The sequence below is a fragment of the Indolivaga alginatilytica genome (assembly GCF_003201355.1).
GTDB lineage: Bacteria > Bacteroidota > Bacteroidia > Bacteroidales > Dysgonomonadaceae > Dysgonomonas_A > Dysgonomonas_A alginatilytica.
This window is the reverse complement of sequence record NZ_QICL01000005.1, coordinates 144789-165966: the sequence shown is the minus strand read 5'-3', so window position 1 is coordinate 165966 and position 21178 is coordinate 144789. Positions and strand designations below refer to the sequence as shown.

The following is a 21178-nucleotide window of genomic DNA, read 5'->3' as shown; positions in this document are numbered from 1 at the left end:
TACGAAACTTTAGCTATATCTAAAAAAGAAAGATACCACCGTACAAAACGTTCTAAGGAGAAAACCATGAAATGTAATTTCAATTTCATGACTGTCTGTTTTTATTTCAGTTATTATCTTATCGACAACAAAAATAGATGGAGTTTATGACAACCCTATGTCGCAATTTTTAAAATAATTATCAAAAACTTCCTATATTTAGTCTTCCTTATATCTTATAATTATAAAATATTGAATAGAATATGATAGAATATCGCAGGGCTACCACAGATGACATTTCTTTACTGACCAGAACAAGAGTTGACTTTCTGAATGAAGTAAACAACATCAGTACAAATACAGATAGCGAAGAATTATTTATAAATAATAAAGTATACTTCGAAAATGCTCTTAATAACAATAGTTTTGTGGCATGGATAGCTTTAGACAACAATGAGATTGCTGCAACAAGCGGATTAACTCTTTATCTGTTGCCTCCCAATAGAGATTACCCCGATGGTAAAGTGGGCTATATTAGCAATATGTATACATTACCAAACTTTCGGGGGCAAGGAATAGCTTCCCATCTTTTCTCATTAATAATGAATGAAGCTAAAAGTCTAGGTTATAAGAAAGTCTTATTAAATGCTACAGATGCAGGCAGATCCGTTTATGTAAAATATGGTTTTATAGATGCTAAAGGTGAGATGGTATATCACTTTTAATATTACCTAATAGAACTATTGACTAACAATCAACTCACGCCTCAATTAGAACAAAGTCCTTTGATTTGTTCTAAAAGGTTTCAATATCTTTTTCGTAAAGAGTTAATGTAAACTGAAAATATATCCTTACTGACTTTGACTGGTCACTTATATATCTATCAGATAACTTTTACAGTGGCGCAGTCTGTTGTCTGATATAACTCTTTCAATAATTTAATTTCTTTTGCATGACCATCCAACTCGTTAGGAGTCTCCAGATAGAAAGGTAAATGAGTCAGCTTTGGATGATTAATTATACGCTTCATCGTTTCTGAGCCTATGGTACCTTCTCCAATAGTGGCATGCCTGTCTTTTCCGCTTCCTTTGGGATTCATACTGTCATTTAAGTGTATAGCGTATAATCTTTCCAATCCTATTATAGCATCAAAATGGGCAAGAACCCCCTCCAGATCATTTACAATATCATAACCGGCATCGTATACATGACAAGTATCGAGGCAAACGCCCATTTTATCTTGTAAAGTTACGCCATCCAGTATTTGCTTTAGTTCCTCAAATGTTCTGCCAACTTCGCTACCCTTACCTGCCATTGTTTCAAGTAATACAATTGTAGTTTGCTCGGGTGTTATAATACTATTGAGTGCTTCTATAATCTGACCGATTGCAACATCCACTGTTTGAGAAGTATGGCTGCCCGGATGAAAATTATAGAGTTTACAGGGCAGTTGTTCCATCCTTCGTAAATCATCAGTCATCATTTCTCTACCAAACTGTCGTGTTTTGGGTTCGGCAGAACACAAATTTAATGTATATGGAGCATGTGCCAATATCGGGGCAAAGTTATTTTCCTCCATTAATAGAGCCAAAGCCTCAGCATCTTTCGGGTCTATCTCTTTAGCACTGCCACCGCGAGGATTACGTGTGAAAAACTGAAAAGTATTTGCTCCAATACTTAAAGCGTCTTTACCCATGGCTTCATAGCCTTTCGATATAGACAAATGACATCCTATATTCAACATTTATTAGTTTATTTATTAGTTATACTACTCATAAACAATACTCGTCAATACAATAAAACAGTGCTAGACATTGACGTATCTAACACTATCGTGATGAAGTATAATTAGCATACTTCTATTTTTTCAGTATCAACAATATCTTGTTATGCAATCTTTAGCATATAAAGATAGTCCATATATTATTTAGTTTTGCAGTCTATCAGCAACAATTATCAATAGATAAAACTTAACACACTCTACTTAATATAAATAAACTTATTTACGGTGTTCTACCCATACGAGCTTAGATACATCATACCCCAGACTTTCTGCTTTTTTTAGATAAGCTTGTTTTACCTTTTCGGGCATTGTTTTCTTTCGTGAAAGTAACCACAAATACTTAAGATTCTTGCCTGCAACTAAAGCATACTTATAATCGGAGTCTATGGCAATTACATTATAACCTGCATAAAACGGACCGAAAAAAGATACTTTGAGTTTTGCCTCATCCGGTGAACCCACAAATTTAGCTTTACCAATAGCCTCTTCTTCTTTGTTCTTTACATAATTATATCCTCTATTAACAACTTTAACACTACCGTCTTCATTCAATGAATATTCAGCAGATGTGTTATTCATATTCTTCTCGTAACGAAAATCGAGACGGGCAATCTCATACCATTTTCCTAAATATTTCTCCTTATCGAATGGTTTTACAGCTACAGCACCCTTAGGTATTGTTTTACAAGAACTAAGAGCGAAAGCCAAAGTTGCACCTATAGCTAATGCTGAGCAACCAATCAATAAATTTCTATTTTTCATAATCGCATAATTTTGATGAATATATAGGGAAATAGCTTTGTAAAAAAAATTCTATTGTATTTAAAACAATGATAAACATTATTTTGTTCGATATTGTTTATTCCTTTAAAACATCCGGTTTTATAGAAAATATACTCTATAAAAGTCTTGAGAAATATATATAAAAGAATAGGCTCACATTTTCATGCAAGCCTATTTTATATTTACTCCTATTCCCTTTATTTATTCCATACTCTTGGAGATGGAACCGGTTTTAAAGGTTCTCTGGTTTTAAGATCTTTCATCACCTCTTCAATAGCTTTATTTAGCTGTTGATCTTCTCCATTCCATTCTTTAACGGGATCATTATCTATCAGAATATCCGGATCCACTCCATGATTTTCGATAATCCACTGTCCTGTTTTAGCATCATAACTGGTAAAGAAAGGCACTCGTATATCCGTTCCATCAATAAAAGGTAAAGAACCCGATATACCGACAATACCGCCCCAAGTACGTGTACCGATAAGTTTACCCAAACCTAAAGCACGGAATCCCCAAGGGAAAAGGTCGCCATCGGAAGCCGAATATTTATTGATCAGGCAAACTTTAGGTCCTACCTGAACAGCATCAGGCACAGTACCTATACGGGTTGAACCACGACGCATTGTTAAACGGTAAGGCTCACGTGCAAGACGCTCCAATATCATTGGAGAAACGTTACCACCACCATTAGCTCTATCGTCTATAATCAAACCTTCTTTATCTAATTGAGGATAAAAATAACGAGCAAATTCATTTAACCCTTCAACTCCCATATCGGGAATATAGATATAACCTATTTTTCCATTCGAGGCTTTCTCTACTTTCTTAAGGTTATTTTGTACCCATTCGTTATGATACAATGAATATTCTTCTGCCAAAGGACTGATTACTATTTTACGGGCTCCTGTCAGTTGAGCTTTGTTATTCAATGAAATCTCTGTAGGAACACCTGCTTTGCCAACTAATAGAGAATACATATCATTCACACTGTTAGTCGGAATCCCATCAATTGCTACAATGAAATCTCCCACTTTTGCTTCTATTCCGGCGTCAGTCAAAGGGGAACGTAAATTACTATTCCAAGATGCTCCTTGAAGAATTTTTTCGATACGGAAAAATCCGCTGTTATCTCTCGAAATCTCTGCACCCAACAATCCTGTGTTGATACGCTCGGCACGATCTACTTCTCCCGGATTTACATACGCATGACCACAGTTCAGCTCACCAATCATTTCTCCTATAACATAATTGAGGTCTAGACGATTTTTCACATAGGGTAAAAGCACTGCATATTTCTTTTTGATAGCCGGCCAATCTACGCCATGCATATTTTCCACATAAAATCCATCGCGATAAACACGCCATGCTTCATTAAATATCTGTGCCCATTCCTGAGGATAATCGGTAGTAATCTTCATATTAGAAAGATTAACAGGATCTTTCAAGTCTACTTTCCCTGACGGAATATTAGTAACAAATACTTGTTTACTCTTTAAGAACAGAGCTTTCTTATCGTAATTCTCAATATGTATAGTAGCACCTTCTGCTATTGTTTCTTCTTTTTGAGTTTTTAAATCAAAAACAAAAGATGATCCTCCTTTATTATAATATACTTTTGCTCCATCCGAATAAAAGCCCCAATAATAAAAAGGCTCAAGAGGCAATTTCACAATCCGATCGGCTATTCCATTAAAATCTATTTTTACAACAGTCGCAGAATCCTTCTTCTCGGATGGTGCTTTTTTTGACTCATCCGCTTTAGGAGTACTACTTTCAACTTTTACTTGTGCATCTTTTTCAATAAAAGGAGAAGGTGTTGTTTTTGATAAAAGAGCTATATAAATACCATTTGTATTTGGGTATACATGATTCCACTCTTTAGATCCATAAATCGGATTAAAATCACGGGCAGAAGCGAATATTAAATATTTACCGTCTTTACTGAAAGCCGGACTATATGATTCGTACCATTTATCTGTAATAGCTGTTTCTTTTTTCTCTGCAATATTGAACACATATACTGCATTGAACTCGTTAGACTCCATACGGCTATAAGTAAGCCATTTACTGTCAGGAGAAAAAGTTACACCACTTGGTTCACTAACAGGATCGGTCAGTAATACAGCTTTTTGTTTTGTAGATATGTCAACCAGATTGATTCGGTTCTTTCGGTCTGTATAAACTATCGATTTAGAATCGGGACTCCAACTGAAATCACGAATATAGGTATCATTATTTTTTGTCAGTTGTACAGGTTCCGATCCTGTTGCATCCTGTATAAATAATTCGGTTTCACCTGTTTTATCTGAAATATAAACTACTGATTTGCCATCGGGCGACCATTGTGCATTACGGTCATGTGCTCCCGCCGAGCGTGTTATATTTTTGGTTACACCTTTATCTGCAGGAAGGTTAAAGACTTCTCCACGTGCAGTAATTACTAAGCGCTCTCCATCAGGAGAAAGACTTGCTGCATTCAAATATTTTTCACCGTTCTTAATTTCACTACGGGCATAAATATTATCAGAAGATAAAGAGATGTTTACTTTAACCGGTTGCTTGTTTCCTGCATCCAGTTTATAGATATATCCTCCATTTTCAAATACGATTGTATTGCCATGATGACTAGGAAATTTTACGTCATACTCAGTAAAGTTAGTAACTTTAGAAGTTTGCTTCGTCTTGGTATTATAAACGAAAATATTCATCGTACGATCCCGATCGGAGATAAAATATATATCATCGCCAATCCACATGGGCATAATATCCTGTGCATCGTTATTTGTTATATTTTCAACCGATTTATTCGCAGAATCGTATATCCAGATATCATCTGCCATACCTCCTTTATAGTATTTCCATGTGCGAAATTCTCGCATTACACGGTTATATGCTAACTTTTTTCCATCAGGTGAATAACTGCAAAAGCCCCCCTCAGGCAATGGAATAGCCTCCGATAATCCACCTTGGTTACTAACCAGCTTCAAGTTTCCGACAAAGCCGTCACTGATACGATTACGATAAACTATATTTTTGCCATCAGGAGTCCATGTCATTACAATATTGTTAGGTCCCATGCGGTCACCAATATCATCTCTCCTATTTGTTGCAGTGTAGGTTAAACGAAGTGGTTCTCCTCCCGATGATGGAATACTAAACACTTCTGTATTACCATCGTACTGCCCTGTAAAAGCAATAGTTTTACCATCGGGCGAAAACTTTGGAAACATTTCATAACCAACATGCGAAGTCAAACGCTGAGCTTCTCCGCCATTAATCGGTGTCTTGTATAAATCACCCGCATAAGAGAACACAATTTCCTGCCCATTTGTAGATGGGAAACGTAACAAACGTGCTTCTTGTGCAAAAATCTGCGGTAAAGAGCATGCCACAGATAGTAAAAATAACATTATCCTTTTTCCAGTAATCATAATAATGTAACAGTTAATTTTTCATATAAAAGCAAAGGTAGAAGTTTGCACCAAAAGAGAAACTCTTTATTCTGTTTTTTTACTGATTATCAATTATCAAATAAGATTTATATTTGAATCGAGTCTATACAAGTCAAATCCTTCTGCCCAATAGTCCTTTACTATTTCTCTAACCTCTAAGCCAAATTTCTCATAAAAAGGATAGACTAATTGTGATGTTCTCACTGAAATAATCTTGATTCCTTCGATTTCCTTAATTCTTTGAATTCTGAATTTCGTCAATGCACTTCCATAGCCTTTGCCCTGAATTTGGGGATCGAAAATATCCCATGAAATTTTTCCCGTTTCGCCATCTTCCGATAAATTAAAGCCACCGCAACCCACTATTACATTATCTGCCTCAACAACATAATAATTATCGGCATGATTATCTAAATAATCCATCAAGTCCTCTTCTTCCTTAGGCGAAAAATATTCGGGTATATTTAACCTCAATAACTCCATTATCCTTTTCCGATCCGTGTCGGTATGTTTCCTTATAATCATCTTCATCTAATTTAGAGCTGAATCCTCAAAATTACAGTTTTTAATTCAGTAGTTAAATTATTTTATCTATCTATGTAAAGATCAGTGAACAGTAAACAAGGAAAAAATAACTCGTGAAAAAACTGTTACTTTTGTTACTTTTGTAACCTTTTAAAACATTAATAACTGATATACATATGATTATAAAAACGTAAAAAGTAACACTCAGCAGTCACCTTTGTCACCTTAATTGTTTACTTTTTGTAGCCAGTGTCACTTTTTTGTAGAACTTTTCAACTACTGATTCGCATAAATAAGCACATTCCGATTCATGAAGTGGGAGCAGGATTAAAGATCGAAATATAATAAAATAAGCTTTATCGAAATAATCTTATAAAATAGGGAGTATCCAGATTGGACACCCCCTACTACCAAAAACATAAACCTGAAATTAACAATTAAAATTCCACTATATTCCAAAAACTTTGTTTCGTATTTAAGTCAGTGTCAAACACAAAAGGATAGTCACGTCTATTCAGAACAGGAAAATTATGCAACCATGTATAGTTATCTGCCAATCCCCAGAAAGTAACACTGCTGATTTTCCCTCTATTGGCACGGAACACTTCAAATATCATTTTATACATATCAGATTGTTGTTTAGCCAGTTCGGGAGTCCATGCACGGGTTTCCTTTACTTGATTTTTCACTCCTTCCCCATGATAAGTAGTATAAACCGTAAGGTCTAGTTCTGTTATCTGAATTTCGAGACCAAGGGATGAATACATATCTATCGACTTCTGAATATCTTCGCGGGTGATATCCATACTCCAATGTCCCTGCATACCTACTCCATGAATGGGTACACCTGCCTCTTTCAAACGTTTAAGCAATTGATAGGCTTTCTCTCTTTTCTGAGGTTGTACAAGGTTATAATCGTTATAAAACAATTTTATATTGGGATTAATACGATGAGCTGTTCTGAAAGCACGCTCTATAAATGCTTCTTTGCACGCCTTATACCAAGGGCTGTCGATTCGGTAAAACTCATCGGGTTTATCGGATAATGCCTCATTCACTACATCCCAACAATATACATCATCTTTAAAATGAGTCATTACATCTGTCATGTACTTCTCCATACGATTGTATAATGCAATTGAATCAAGCGGATTACCATTATCATCTAAGAAAAACCATTCGGGAGTCTGATTGTGCCAAACTAACGTATGTCCACGCAGTTTCATATTATTGTCACGAGCGAAACTGGCAATACGATCGGCTTTCTTATAATTGTATCCCCCACCCTTTACCAAAAGGTTTACCGGTTTCATATCGTTTTCAGCCGTTAAACTGTTGAAATGTTTCTTTATCATGGCAGCCTCCTGACCCACAAGATGATTCATCGATACAGCAACTCCCATTTGAAAATCATCCTTATATACCTCTTTCAATGCAGGGATTACATTTGCCGAAGAGGCATACATCCCGATCATTACTCCTGTAAATCCACCTGCTGATTGTGTACTCAGGTTTTTCGCATCTACATTTTCGGCAACCGTTTGCCATGTGTTTCCTGCATCGAAAGAGGCAAAAAAGCTATATTTATCATTTACACCTGTAACTTTTAGTTTTACAGGACTTTGTAGATATTCGTCAGATATGGGAATTTGAACTATACGTTTCCTTTCTTTTTCCGAACGATCTAATACTAATACCTCTTTATTGTTTTCTATTGTTTTCCCGAAGACAAAATTAAATACCTCGTTCTGATAACAGACCAATCCCGCCAAATCGAGAGAATTCTTAGGAGTAAATTGTACTTCTGTTTCTGCCTCAAAAATAAGATGTTGCTGACGGCGACCGATAAAAGCAGGATTATCGACATCGTAAATACTTCGTGGAATAGCATTCAGTATAAGATTACCATCTTTCAGATTCCACCATTCACCACGGGGGGGACGAATAAGTAACCATTCTTTAGCTAAAGTATTTAGCTCGAAATCGTCTCGCCATGTGAAATTACCTGTAAAGTAGTTTGTACTATTCGGGGTAAGTCCTTTTTTCTTCACAACAGTGGGAACAGGAATTGCTTTATCTAAAATTATTGGAAAGCCATCTTTCCACTTTACAGGCAGAAGGAACGTTTCACGTCCTGTATTGTAGTGATTCCCCTCATAAGGGCGGCATCCTAAAAATACGGCATACCATTCTCCGGTGGGAGTTTCTATTAAATCGGCATGACCAACACTGGTTACTATATCGGGGCGTGGTTCAGACATACCGCGTTGTGTCAAGATCGGATTATTTTCATAAGGAACATACGTACCTTTTACATTGTCGGAACGAAGTATTACTTCCGAATGATTTACACTTGTTCCTCCTTCGGCAGCCATCAGATAATACTTTCCGTTTACTTTATAAATATGAGGACCTTCTATCCAGACAGGCTTTGTACTGCGGTCTACCCCTCCGTCAAGCAACAATTTACGTTCTCCGAATGTTTTATCGGTCTGCGTATCATAGTCATGTATCCAGATTGCTCTGTGCCCGTTCCATTCGGGAGTTCCTTCGGGTGCATCATTATGTATAATATATGCTTTACCATCATCATCAAAAAACAAAGACGGGTCTATCCCTCCAACATTGGTAAGAGGTATAGGTTCAGACCAATTATTCTGCTTCGGATCTTTTGTTTTTACTATAAAGTTGCCAATACCGTCTACACTCGTAGTTATCATGTAGAAAGTATCGTTGTGCTTATTATATTGTATATCGGGTGCATATATTCCTCCCGACAATCGGATGCCATCCAGCTTTAATTGTGAAGGACGGTTCAATATAAAACCAATCTGTGTCCAGTTGACTAAATCGGTACTGTGCAGTATGGGTACTCCCGGATAATACGAGAATGTAGAATGTACCATATAGTAGTCGTTTCCTTTGCGGCAGATACTGGGGTCGGGATAGAATCCGCTGACTATGGGATTAAAATACTCATTCTTCGAATCGATTTTTCGGTTGAATCGGCTGTCATTGCCTTTATATTCAAAATAATCAAATTTAGCCTGATTGGTTTGTGCCGAAACAGGTGTATTTACTAAAGGATTAAATTGAAAACCGATAGCGGTGATAAGTATTAGCTTTAAGATTTTCTGCATAACATGATTCAAATATGATGTTATGCAAATGTAAAATGAGTACAATAACTTCCAAAGAATATTTGTTACACATCCTTTTCAATACGAAACCACAGCTATTTCATTTGTAACATTTATTTTGCTATTTGTTACAAATAGGGTTTGAAGCCTATTATATTAAGTAGCGTTAAATATTTAATGCGATATTTTATCAACATAACAGTCTCTAATTGTTATGCCCAGCCAAAGCAATAAGAAGGTCTGCGACCTTAATCAGATTCCTGCGTAAAATTCGAATTAATATACTCCGAAGGCGACATTCCATAGAATTCTTTGAATGAATTAGAAAAATGGGATAAATTGGAAAATCCCGTAGCATAAGCCACTTCCGAAACAGACAGTTTTTTACTTATCAATAAGGCTGCTGCCTGCTTAAGCCTTATTCCCCTAATCAAATCACGAGCCGACTGATTGGTAAGCTCCTTTAGTTTTCGGTGCATGTGTACACGGCTGATTCCAACGCTGCTTGCAAGCATCTCTACATTCAGATCGGGATTGGAAAGGTCTGCATTGATAACCTTCATTACCCTTTCTATTAAAATTTCATCGGCAGACTTCATCGCTATCTTATCAATCTTATCTTCTTGGTGCTGGCTACCTGTAAATTTACTTTTCAACCGTTCTCTATTTGCAATCAGGTTACTTATCGTTTGTTTTAAGATATCGGTATTAAACGGTTTTACCAGATAGGCGTCTGCACCAATTTCGAGCCCTTCGAGCTTATCCTCGGTTTTCGATTTAGCGGTCAGCAGTATAACAGGAATATGGTTTATATTGATGTTTTGCTTTATTCGGCGACTAAGGGCAATACCATCCATTTCGGGCATCATCACATCGCTGATAATTAAATCGGGTTTCTCTTTCAATATGTATTCGAGAGCTTCTTTACCATTCTTACATTCCTTAATGCGGTATTCAGACGATAGTTCATCTCTCATATATTGCCTTATCTCATCTTCGTCTTCAACTATCAGAATACGATATCTTGTCCTTGATTTAATACGTTTTCCGGAATCTTCTTCAAATTCTTCTTCAAACTTATTACTTGTTTCAGTTCTGATTGCCGTACGATTTTCAAGCAACGTTTCACTTTCATTAAAAATCTGAAGTTCTTCTTGATTGAAATGAGCATTACCTAAAGGCAGACGAATAACAAAATGACTTCCCCGCTTATCGGTTCTGTTTTCAGCATAGATAATTCCATGATGTAATTCGACCAACAGACGCGAAAGATGCAAGCCGATACCCGTACCGAAATTAGAATTAGTCTGATCGTTATTTATCTGATAGAATCGTTCGAATATCTTTTCTATTTTATCTTTATCAACACCAATACCTGTATCGGACACACTAATTTCAAAGTATTCTTTTAACGGCCCTCTTGTTGAAGTGTTTATACCTGTTGTCAGTTTTACGGTAATCTTTCCGTGCTCGGGTGTATACTTAAAAGCATTCGAGAAAATATTCAGCAACACTTTATCAAAATTATTCAGGTCGATCCAAACTTTCAACAACTTATCCTTATGTTCAAATGTAAAATCTATATTGCTCCGTTTCGCCTGATATTCGAAGGTCAGCATTAAATCTTCAATAAATCCGACTATATCCGTTTCACGGCATTTAAGCTGCATCTGCCCTTTATCAAGTTTACGAATATCCATTAATTGATTGATTAACCTAAGTATACGCTGCGAATTTCGATAAATCATCATATACACTTTTTGCTTATCAACATCCTTATTTTCGGAGATCAACTTTTCCAACGGATTAATAATTAGTGTCATTGGAGTTCTTATTTCATGCGAAATATTAATGAAAAACTGCAATTTCGCTTCACTTATTTTTTCAGCATGATCTTTTTCCATCATTTCCTGTTTGTAGCGAATCCTCGAAAAAAGATATCCGACTATTCCATATACAAGGAAAATAAACAAAAGTGCATACGCACCGTATGCCCATACCGTTTTGTACCAGGGAGGAGTAATAACAATACGAATAGTTTTGACTGGTGAATAATTGTCATTATCGTAAGCCCTTACCTTAAATGTATAGGTGCCCGAAGGCAGGTTATTATATGTTACCCTACTGATTCCGGGAGAAGTACTCATCCATTCTGTGTTTAAACCCTCAATCATATACTGGTAAGATATCCGTTCGGGATTAATAAAATCGAGAGTCGAAAATTCAAAGCTGAATGTATTATCCGAATATGATAATGTAAACAAGTCGGCATCTAAAACAGATGTTGAGACTATCTCATTATTTCCCGATTTATCCCCTTTCTTTATAGGTTGGTTAAATAAATAGAAGTTCGTTAATAAGATATTTAGCTCCCGTTTTTCTTCCACTATTTCTTTCGGGTTAAAACTTGTCACACCATTGATACCTCCAAAAAATAGTTTTCCGTTACTATCCTTAAATACTGCCGCCCGGGTGAATTCGTTCCCCTGTAATCCATCGCTTGCATAATAATTGATAAAACGATTATCCTTACTATTAAATTTGCTGATCCCGTTATAGGTACTTACCCATATATTATTTTGATCGTCCTCTAAAATACCACATATAACATCGTTCGATAAGCCATTTTTGGTAGTATACGATTTCATCTGCTGAGTCTGCTTATCAAAGCAATATAAGCCGGAGGAAGTTCCTATCCATATCATTCCGGCTTTATCTTCGAGTATAGACAAAACAACAGTACCGGGAAGTAAATTATTCCTGCCGAAGTAAGGCAGGAATGTCTTTCTGGATGGATCAAAACAACTAATCCCCTTATAATGCCCTATCCAGATTAAACCATCACTGTCGCAAATCATATAATTAACCCAGTCATTTGATAATTCGTCCATCGAAAGACTGTCATTCTCTTGCTTAGAAGTTTCATACTGGCTCAATTCTTTCCCTTGTTTATCCAGCATAAAAAAGCCCGAACCATATGTACCAATGAGAAGATTCTTATTTTTTTCTTCGGTTATGCAGTACACTCTTTCATTGCTAAAACGATTAATGTATTCACAGTATCCAGTCTTCGAGTTAAATTTAGCCAACCCATTTGCATAGGAACCCAACCAAATATCGCCCGATGAATCTTCGAAAATAGAATGTATAATATTAGGCACCGAATGGGGAGAAGCCGTCCGATAGAAATGAGCAACCCGCACACCATTATTGTTTATACCATAGATACCATCGTTGTCGGTACCGACCCATGTGATACCTTCCCGATCTTTATAAATTGCAGTAACACAACTAGAACCGATAGGGTTATTCTTAAATGATTTATATCCGTAATAATTAAACTTATTCTCTAAAACCGGTATGAAAATTATTCCTTTCTGAAAAATTCCTAACCACAGATTCTGATCCTTGTCTTGCAAAATAGAATGTATCTTTCCTTTAGAGAAATCAAAAGGAGGAGAGTTGACTTCATAATCTTCTATTATATTTTTTTCTCGATTATATAGCATCAATCCCTGCCCGTCAGTTCCAATATACAACTGATCTTCTTTATTTATCATTAATGAGTTTACAAGAAACTGCGTGCTTCCCTTGTATAAAATGGTCTCAAAAGTTTGTGTATGCGGATTGTATTTATTCAAACCCTGCGTAAGCGTGCCTACATAGATATTGCCTTCCATATCCTCTTTGATAGCCGATATATTGTTGCTGCTAATATCGTGCGGAGCTTTAAATATAGTGGTTGTCTTTGTTCGGGGGTCATAACGGTTGAGTCCGTCATTTTCGGAACCTATCCAAATATTAAACTTTGAATCCTGAAAAATACAATTTAGAAAACTACTACTGAGAGATTTTGTTAACGCAGGATCAGACAAAACCTTATCTGTTCCCTTTTTCAGGATAAAAACACTTTGCCCCGAAGTTGTCAGCCAAATATCTCCATTATGAGTTTCAATTATCGAAATTACATGAGGGCGTACAAGCTTTCCTTCACGATACATCTTTATATCATCAAAAGAGTCTGTAGCCCAATCGTATTTCATAAGTCCTAATATAGTTCCCACATAAAGATTCCCTGAACTATCTTCAAACAAAGTACGTACATAGTTATGTTTAAGTGAAGTAGAATCTCCGTCAATATGCTTATAAATCGTAAAATTACTACCATCAAACCTATTTAAACCGTATTCGGTAGCAACCCAGATAAAACCTTTCTTATCCTGATAAATCTGATTGATAAGGCTGTTAGATAATCCATTGTCGGTAGAATAATATTCACGGTTTTGGGCAGTAATTCCCTTATTAAATAAAATACTTATTAAAATTAGTATTAAGATTGCAGATTTTTTCATTGGTTATATATTGATTCATTCAATATTTCCACAACAAACCTTTCTACTTCATGATAAAGTCAAAAGATAAGGATTGCGGGATACTAGATTTCGTAAGGATACATAATTACTATAGCACCAAATATAAAGAATAATCTAATTATTAAATAAAAAATAGTGTATAAAGTCTCATAAAACAGAGCTTATTGTATCACAAACAATAAGATGTAACACATACAAAACAAAATGTAACAAGCATACAAAACATGTTACAGCATCAAAATAACAAGATACATTTTAGAGCAGTCAATAACTTATTTATTCCTAATTTCGAAACGTTAAGAAAAATGTTAAATAATTTAAATAAAAACCTGAATGAATAGAAATGCCATAGACACATTTTAAGAATCTATACTTATTTAAAACTAAAAAAGAGTAACCTCTTAATTACTAATTTTATTACCAACATCATGAAAGACATTATTATCAAGAAACCCATACGGGTTTTGTTATTATTCCTCTTTATTCCGCTGTGGTTGTCTGCACAAAATATATCTGTAAAAGGAATTGTGAAAGATGCCCAAGGTGATCCTATTATAGGAGTGAGTGTGGTGGAAAAAGGTACAACTAATGGTATCGTCACCGACTTGGAAGGACAATACACACTGAATGTTTCCTCTAAAGCGAGACTTGACTTTTCTTATTTAGGGTACATTACTCAAACAATTGATGTCTCAGGAAGAACCAAAGTTGACGTCGTACTACAAGAAGATGTAAGAGTATTGGATCAGGTGGTAGTTATCGGCTATGGAACTCAGCGTAAAGAGGCTGTAACAGGTTCTGTCGCTTCCATAAAAGGAGATGCCATTAAGGAAATGGCAGCCACCGATGTTTCGTCGGCTCTATATGGTCGCCTTGCCGGAGTAGACATGTCTCAAACCTCGTCTAAACCGGGGTCACCCATGCAAATCCGTATTCGTGGTACACGTTCTTTGAATGCTAGTAATGATCCGCTAATTGTATTGGACGGAATTCCGTTTCCAGGATCTATAAGCGACATTAATCCCAGTGATATTAAGAGTATCGATATTCTAAAGGACGCATCAGCAACAGCCATTTATGGTTCTCGTGGAGCAAATGGAGTTTTAATGATTACCACTAATAAGGGACAAACCGGAGCCAAAGCATCGGTATCTTACAATGGATTTGTCGGACTGAAAACCCTTTTTTCCAAATATCCGATGATGAATGGAGAAGAGTATGCCAAACTACGTGAATTTGCAGGGAAATATCAAAATGGACCAGACGAATCGAATGACGTAAATACCAACTGGCAAGACCTATTGTATCAAAACAGTATGGTAACCAATCACGATTTAAGCATTTTAGGTGGTACCGAACAGGGAAGTTATAATTTCAGCCTTGGCTATTTACGTGATGAAGCCTTGATACCTCAACAAAACTTTACCCGTTATTCAATGCGGGGTACACTTGATCAGGCAATAGGCAAGAGTTTGAAATTTGGGTTCATCACAAATAATAACTATTCTGTTTCCAATGGAGGTAATTTGGGTACATACGGTACCTTAAGTCTTACGCCAATCTCTAACCCTTATAATGCAGACGGTACATGGAAAAGAACCGTAAAAATGGCAGGTGACGAACAATGGGCATATTCAAGAGATGCAATAAATGCCCTAGGTGATAAATGGATAGATCAAGGCAGAGCATTTGGTTCATACAATACGGTATATGGTGAAGTAAAAATTCCGGGTGTGGAAGGATTGAAATACAGGCTTAACTTAGGTTTAAACTATCGCCAGAACAATACAGGTAGTTATACGGGAGAAGGTGTATTCAGCTACGATCCGAATAATCCCTCAACAGCAACTGTCTCTAATTCACATACAACTAACTGGGCAGTCGAAAATCTGGTGACTTACGACCGCACTTTTTCAGAAAAACATTCACTAAACGTTGTAGCATTATACTCGGCAGAGGAAACTCAATATAACAAATCTCAGATGTCGGCAAAGGGTATTCCTGATGACGCCTTTCAATTCTACAATTTGGGACAAGCGACAGGTGAAATTACAGTAAGTCCCGCTAATCAGGGATATTACCAGAGTGGTTTGATGTCTTGGATGGGACGTGCCATGTACTCTTACGACGATCGTTATATGGTAAGTGTGGCATTTAGGTCTGATGCTTCCTCCAGATTGGCCCAGGGGAATAAATGGCATACTTATCCTGCAGTATCTGCAGGCTGGAATATCAGGAAAGAAGCATTTATGGACGGTATCACATGGATGGATAATTTGAAGTTAAGAGTTGGATACGGACAAACTTCCAATGAATCTATAGATCCCTACAAAACCTTTGGACTTCTAAGTACCAGACCTTACAATTTTGGGAATGAGTATACAGTGGGGTACTATGTTTCCGAGCTGCCAAATCAAAATTTAGGCTGGGAATATTCTGAAACATGGAATTATGGTGCAGACTTTTCATTTCTAAACGGCAGAATCTCAGGTAGTGCAGAATATTATGTGCAGAACACTAAAGATATTTTGTTTAGAGTGAATCTACCTGCAACAACAGGCGTAGGCAGTTATATGGCAAATATCGGAAAATCTCAAAATAAAGGATTTGAACTTACACTTAATGGAACTATATTAGACAATCACAATGGATGGTCATGGGATGTTGGCGTCAATTTCTATACTAATCGAAACAAGTTGGTTGGACTTACCTCCAGACAAGAAGAAGATAGAGATAACTGGTGGTTTGTGGGACATCCTATTAATGTAATATATGATTATGAGAAGATAGGTCTTTGGCAAGAAGGAGACAAATATCGTGATATTCTGGAACCCGGAGGAAATGCAGGTATGATTAAAGTGAAATATACCGGCGAGTTTAACGAGGACGGTTCACCCAAGAGAGCGATTGGAGATGCCGATAAACAAGTCATAGATGTAAATCCTGATTTTCAAGGAGGTTTCAACACCCGTGTCGCTTACAAAGGCTTCGACTTTAACGTCATCGGAGCTTTCCAGAGAGGTGGAATCCTCATTAGTTCCCTCTATTCTTCAACAGGATATCTCAATATGTTGAACGGACGAAGAGGAAATGTGAAAGTGGATTATTGGACTCCCGAAAATACCAATGCCAAATATCCTAAACCCGGAGGTATAACAAATAACGACAACCCCAAATATGGCAGTACCCTCGGCTATTTTGATGCAACATATCTGAAAATACGCAATATTACACTAGGGTATACTTTCAGTCCTCAATTATCTAAAAATTTAGGTATTAATAAATTATATATTTATTCTACGATACAAAATCCGTTTGTACTATTTTCGCCCTATCATGATGAGTCGGGAATGGATCCTGAAACAAACTCTCTTGGTAACGAAAATCAAGCAGTTACCACCGTATACCAGAAACGTCTTTTGGTTATAGGAACAAATACCCCTTCAACACGTAACTTCCTGATAGGTTTAAATCTAACATTCTAAAAAAGACCGATATGAAACGAATACATATAAAAAAATATATCGCAACAGTTCTTTTAGCATCTCTCTTTACAGGGTGTTCCGATATTCTGAATGAAACTCCACGTGGTATTTATACACCCGAATTTTTCAAAACCGAAAATGGTGTTATTGGTGGAGTAACCTCGCTTTATGCTAATCTACGCTACGTTTATGGAAACGGATATTGGCTTATCGCGTGTGAAGCCGCAACTGATGAGTATACATACGGGAGTCTGGCTGATAACAATGCCAATGATATGGATCTTTCGGGGACGGGATCACTTACTCCATCCAGCAGCCGTTCCGATGTATTATGGGGAAGAGCATTCTATGACATCAACACTGCCAGCGGTATTATTGAAAATGGTACCCAAATAGAAACTATTTCAGCAGCACTAATTGCTGAAGCCAGATTTTTCAGGGCATTTGATTATTTTACACTGGTACAAACTTTTGGTGGAGTACCTTTGGATTTAGGAGCAGGTGAGTTGAAATTCAACACTTCTACTACCAGGACTTCTGCCCGCAATACTGTTCCTGAAGTATACACCAAGGCAGTATTTCCGGACTTGCTTATTGCAATAAACGATTTACCGGATAAAGGACGTGTTACCGGCGGTGTCAGCAAGACTTTAGCCCGCTTGATTTTAGCCAAAGCTTATCTTACCTATGGCTGGTGGCTTGAAAACCCAAAAAACATACCTACTTATCCGGAGACTGCCAGAACTGATCCTGACAATCATAACCCCCAGTGGTATTATCAGCAAGCTTATGACATAGCAACCGCAGCTATTGCCAATCCCGGCCCTTATGGCTTGCAAGACACATATTATGATGTTAATCTGGCACAAAATGATCGGAATAAAGAAATGCTACTATATGCCGACCATACTGAAGCAAGCCAATATTACGATGGTGAGCAAGACCATGGATACAGTACTGGATCATCTCCGGGAAATTTTGCAGTTTGGATGGTTACATGGGATTATACTGGTATGGAAAGTGCTACTACTGCTGATTGGAGCGGAGCTAAAATAAGAACTGTTCAGCGTGAAGCAGCACAAGCCTACGGACGTCCATGGACACGTATAGCCCCCACCATAGGTGCAATAACCAAGACTTTTGCCGATAAAGCCAATGATTCACGTTACGACGGAACATTTGTGACAACCTTCCGTGCTAACTGGAACAAGGCTGGTGTAAAAAATGAGGTTCTTTATAATGCAAATGGTATGCCTGTATATCCGGGTGATGCAATCCTGACTTTCCTTGACGAAGAACCTGCGACGCCTATCGACTACTCTAACTCTAAATACAAAAGCAATGTAGGTGCCGGCGTGTTACCGGGAAGAGCCGATTTTGTAGTAGCACCAAGCGCCATAAGCCGTTATTCTTATCCGAGTCTTTGGAAGCTTGGCACTTATCGAACAGACAATGGCACCGGACTCGGACAACCGAACGGTAGTATCACCCGTCCTTTCCCTATAGCCAAATTCTCCGAACTGTATCTGGTAGCAGCCGAAGCGGCAGTAAAAGGAGCCACAGGTAGTAAAAGTGCCAGAGAGTTGGTGAATGTACTTCGTGCACGTGCCGGTAAGTGGCGTTGGAGTAACAATGGTAATATGGCTAAATTACAAGACAATAGTGCTGCTATGATTGCTGCAACTCCTGCGACTATCACTATAGATTACATTTTAGCTGAACGTTCACGCGAATTCTTCGGTGAAGGTTATCGTTGGTGGGATCTGGTACGCACTCAAACCTGGAAAGAGTATGCTTCCAGTAATGAAATATGTGGTTCCGGTGTTGGAAATCATAAGTTAGAGAAGGTAACCAGAGACATTCAACCATACCTTTATCTGCGTCCTATTCCCACAGGTCAGCTTAATGGAATGGAGATGACTGCTGCAGAAAAGACTACTTATCAAAATCCGGGATATAAATAAACCATATAAATAAGCCCGACGATTCGTTTCGTCCGGCTTATTTCTCGTTACATAAAGAATATAATACTATGAAGATAAAGTGTATAGCTTTTGCTTTATTCTTTCTTCTTACTATTGTTGCAGAAGCTCGGAAGATACCACATCTACAAAAAAAAGGTACAGCCACACAATTAATAGTCGAAGATAACCCCTTCTTAATACTTGGTGGAGAATTAGGCAATTCAACAGCTTCCTCCTTAGAGGATATGAAACGGGTATCGGAAAAACTACAAAAGATGCAGTTGAATACAATGCTTGTACCTGCCTATTGGGAACTCATAGAAGCAGAAGAAGGCAAATACGATTATACTTTGGTTGACGGTGCTATCGAATTGGCTCGGAAGCACAACCTCAAAATTGTATTCCTCTGGTTTGGAGTCTGGAAAAACAGTATGTCTTGCTATGCTCCGATGTGGGTAAAAGAAAATTATTTAAAATACCCTAGAGCCGTTACTAAATCAGGAAAATCATTAGAAATATTAAGTGCTTTTAATCAGAATAATCTGGAAATTGACAAACGTGCATTCAAACATTTTATGAACCATTTGGCAGAAGTCGATAAATCTCAGCAAACTATTATTATGGTACAGGTCGAAAATGAGATAGGCATGATCGAAGATGCAAGAGATTACAGCAAGGAAGCCAATAAACTATTTACATCGGATGTTCCCAAACAACTGACCGATTATTTAGTGAAAAATAAACAAAGCCTTCGCCCTCAGCTTCTAGAGAGATGGGAAAAGAACGGCTTTAAAACAAAAGGGATATGGACCGAACTTTTTGGGGAAGGATTAGAAACCGATGAACTATTTATGGCTTGGAATTACGGCTTGTTTATTCAGGAAGTAGCACAAACAGGTAAAAATGCTTATAATTTACCCATGTATCTCAACGCAGCATTGAATAGTCGAGAACGCAAACCCGGAGCTTATCCGAGTGCAGGGCCTTTGGCTCATCTACTCGATATCTGGCGAGCATCGGCACCTGCGATAGACTTTCTCGCCCCCGATATTTATGACCCCGGATTTACCGATTGGTGCAAACAATACCAAGTAAACGGCAATCCCTTATTCATACCAGAAATTAGACTGGAAGATGGGAATGCAGCAAGAGTTTTCTATGCTTTCGGTGAACACGATGCGATGGGATTCAGTCCGTTTTTTATAGAAAGCCCTGCAAATCCCGAAGAATATCCTCTGACAAAGAGCTATAAAGTTCTGCGTCAAATATTACCTCTCTTAGCAGAAAAGCAAGGAGAGAACAAAACAAACGGATTTTGGTTTGATAGTGAAGTAAAAGAACGTACTGTTGAAAGGAATGGTTATACCTTCACTTTCAAACACGATTATACATTAGGATGGAATCCATTGGCAAAAGATGGAAGTAAATGGCCCGAAACAGGGGCATTGATAATAGAACTCTCAAAAAATGAATATCTTGTGGCAGGAACGGGCATAGTCGTTACATTTGGTAACACAAAAAAAGACGGTACAGAAACGGGAATCGGTTTTATTGACGAAGTAGAATTCAAAGATGGAAAAATGATACCGCTCCGCCGCATGAATGGAGATCAAAACCACCAGGGTAGACATTTGCGTATTCCGACAGGTGAATGGAATATTCAATATGTAAAACTGTATGATTATAAATAA

10 protein-coding genes are annotated in these 21178 nt (G+C 37.3%); 4 read left to right on the top strand and 6 right to left on the bottom strand.

All coding sequences use genetic code 11. The features are described 5' to 3' along the window. Nucleotides 1-242 precede the first annotated feature (242 nt). Nucleotides 243-704 carry a GNAT family N-acetyltransferase gene (locus CLV62_RS06630; RefSeq protein ID WP_110310000.1) on the top strand — a complete coding sequence of 154 codons (462 nt, stop codon included), beginning with the start codon at nt 243-245 and terminating at the stop codon, nt 702-704. Nucleotides 705-862: 158 nt separating this feature from the next. On the opposite strand, the gene CLV62_RS06625 is transcribed toward CLV62_RS06630, so the two are convergent. The 6 genes from CLV62_RS06625 to CLV62_RS06600 all read right to left on the bottom strand — a co-directional run bounded on the left by CLV62_RS06625 (nt 863) and on the right by CLV62_RS06600 (nt 14017). After that, nucleotides 863-1723 carry a deoxyribonuclease IV gene (locus CLV62_RS06625; protein WP_110309999.1) on the bottom strand — a complete coding sequence of 287 codons (861 nt, stop codon included), beginning with the start codon at nt 1721-1723 and terminating at the stop codon, nt 863-865. Nucleotides 1724-1978: 255 nt separating this feature from the next. Beyond that, nucleotides 1979-2524 (bottom strand): lipocalin family protein, encoded by a 546-nt coding sequence (locus CLV62_RS06620; protein WP_110309998.1) that lies wholly within the window; start codon nt 2522-2524, stop codon nt 1979-1981. A 218-nt stretch (nt 2525-2742) separates the two neighbouring features. Next, a complete protein-coding gene (locus CLV62_RS06615; RefSeq protein WP_245904032.1) occupies nt 2743-5958 on the bottom strand; it encodes a S41 family peptidase in 3216 nt (1071 codons plus the stop codon). 117 nt (nt 5959-6075) lie between these two features. Continuing rightward, nucleotides 6076-6525: a GNAT family N-acetyltransferase gene (locus CLV62_RS06610; RefSeq protein WP_317048073.1), complete on the bottom strand. Its 450-nt coding sequence runs from the start codon at nt 6523-6525 to the stop codon at nt 6076-6078. 437 nt (nt 6526-6962) lie between these two features. After that, on the bottom strand, nt 6963-9665 hold the full coding sequence (locus CLV62_RS21675) for an endo-1,4-beta-xylanase (RefSeq protein WP_170120023.1): 2703 nt from the start codon (nt 9663-9665) through the stop codon (nt 6963-6965). A gap of 248 nt (nt 9666-9913) precedes the next feature. Further along, a complete protein-coding gene (locus CLV62_RS06600; protein ID WP_110309995.1) occupies nt 9914-14017 on the bottom strand; it encodes a hybrid sensor histidine kinase/response regulator transcription factor in 4104 nt (1367 codons plus the stop codon). A 449-nt stretch (nt 14018-14466) separates the two neighbouring features. Between CLV62_RS06600 and CLV62_RS06595 the strand changes: the two genes are divergently transcribed. The 3 genes from CLV62_RS06595 to CLV62_RS06585 all read left to right on the top strand — a co-directional run bounded on the left by CLV62_RS06595 (nt 14467) and on the right by CLV62_RS06585 (nt 21178). Then, nucleotides 14467-17523, top strand: coding sequence for a SusC/RagA family TonB-linked outer membrane protein (locus CLV62_RS06595; protein WP_110309994.1), 3057 nt, complete (start codon nt 14467-14469; stop codon nt 17521-17523). Nucleotides 17524-17534: 11 nt separating this feature from the next. Further along, nucleotides 17535-19487: a RagB/SusD family nutrient uptake outer membrane protein gene (locus CLV62_RS06590; protein WP_110309993.1), complete on the top strand. Its 1953-nt coding sequence runs from the start codon at nt 17535-17537 to the stop codon at nt 19485-19487. A 68-nt stretch (nt 19488-19555) separates the two neighbouring features. Next, the gene (locus tag CLV62_RS06585) at nt 19556-21178 is read left to right on the top strand and encodes a GH35 family beta-galactosidase (protein WP_110309992.1); all 1623 of its coding nucleotides are present in this window, start codon (nt 19556-19558) and stop codon (nt 21176-21178) included.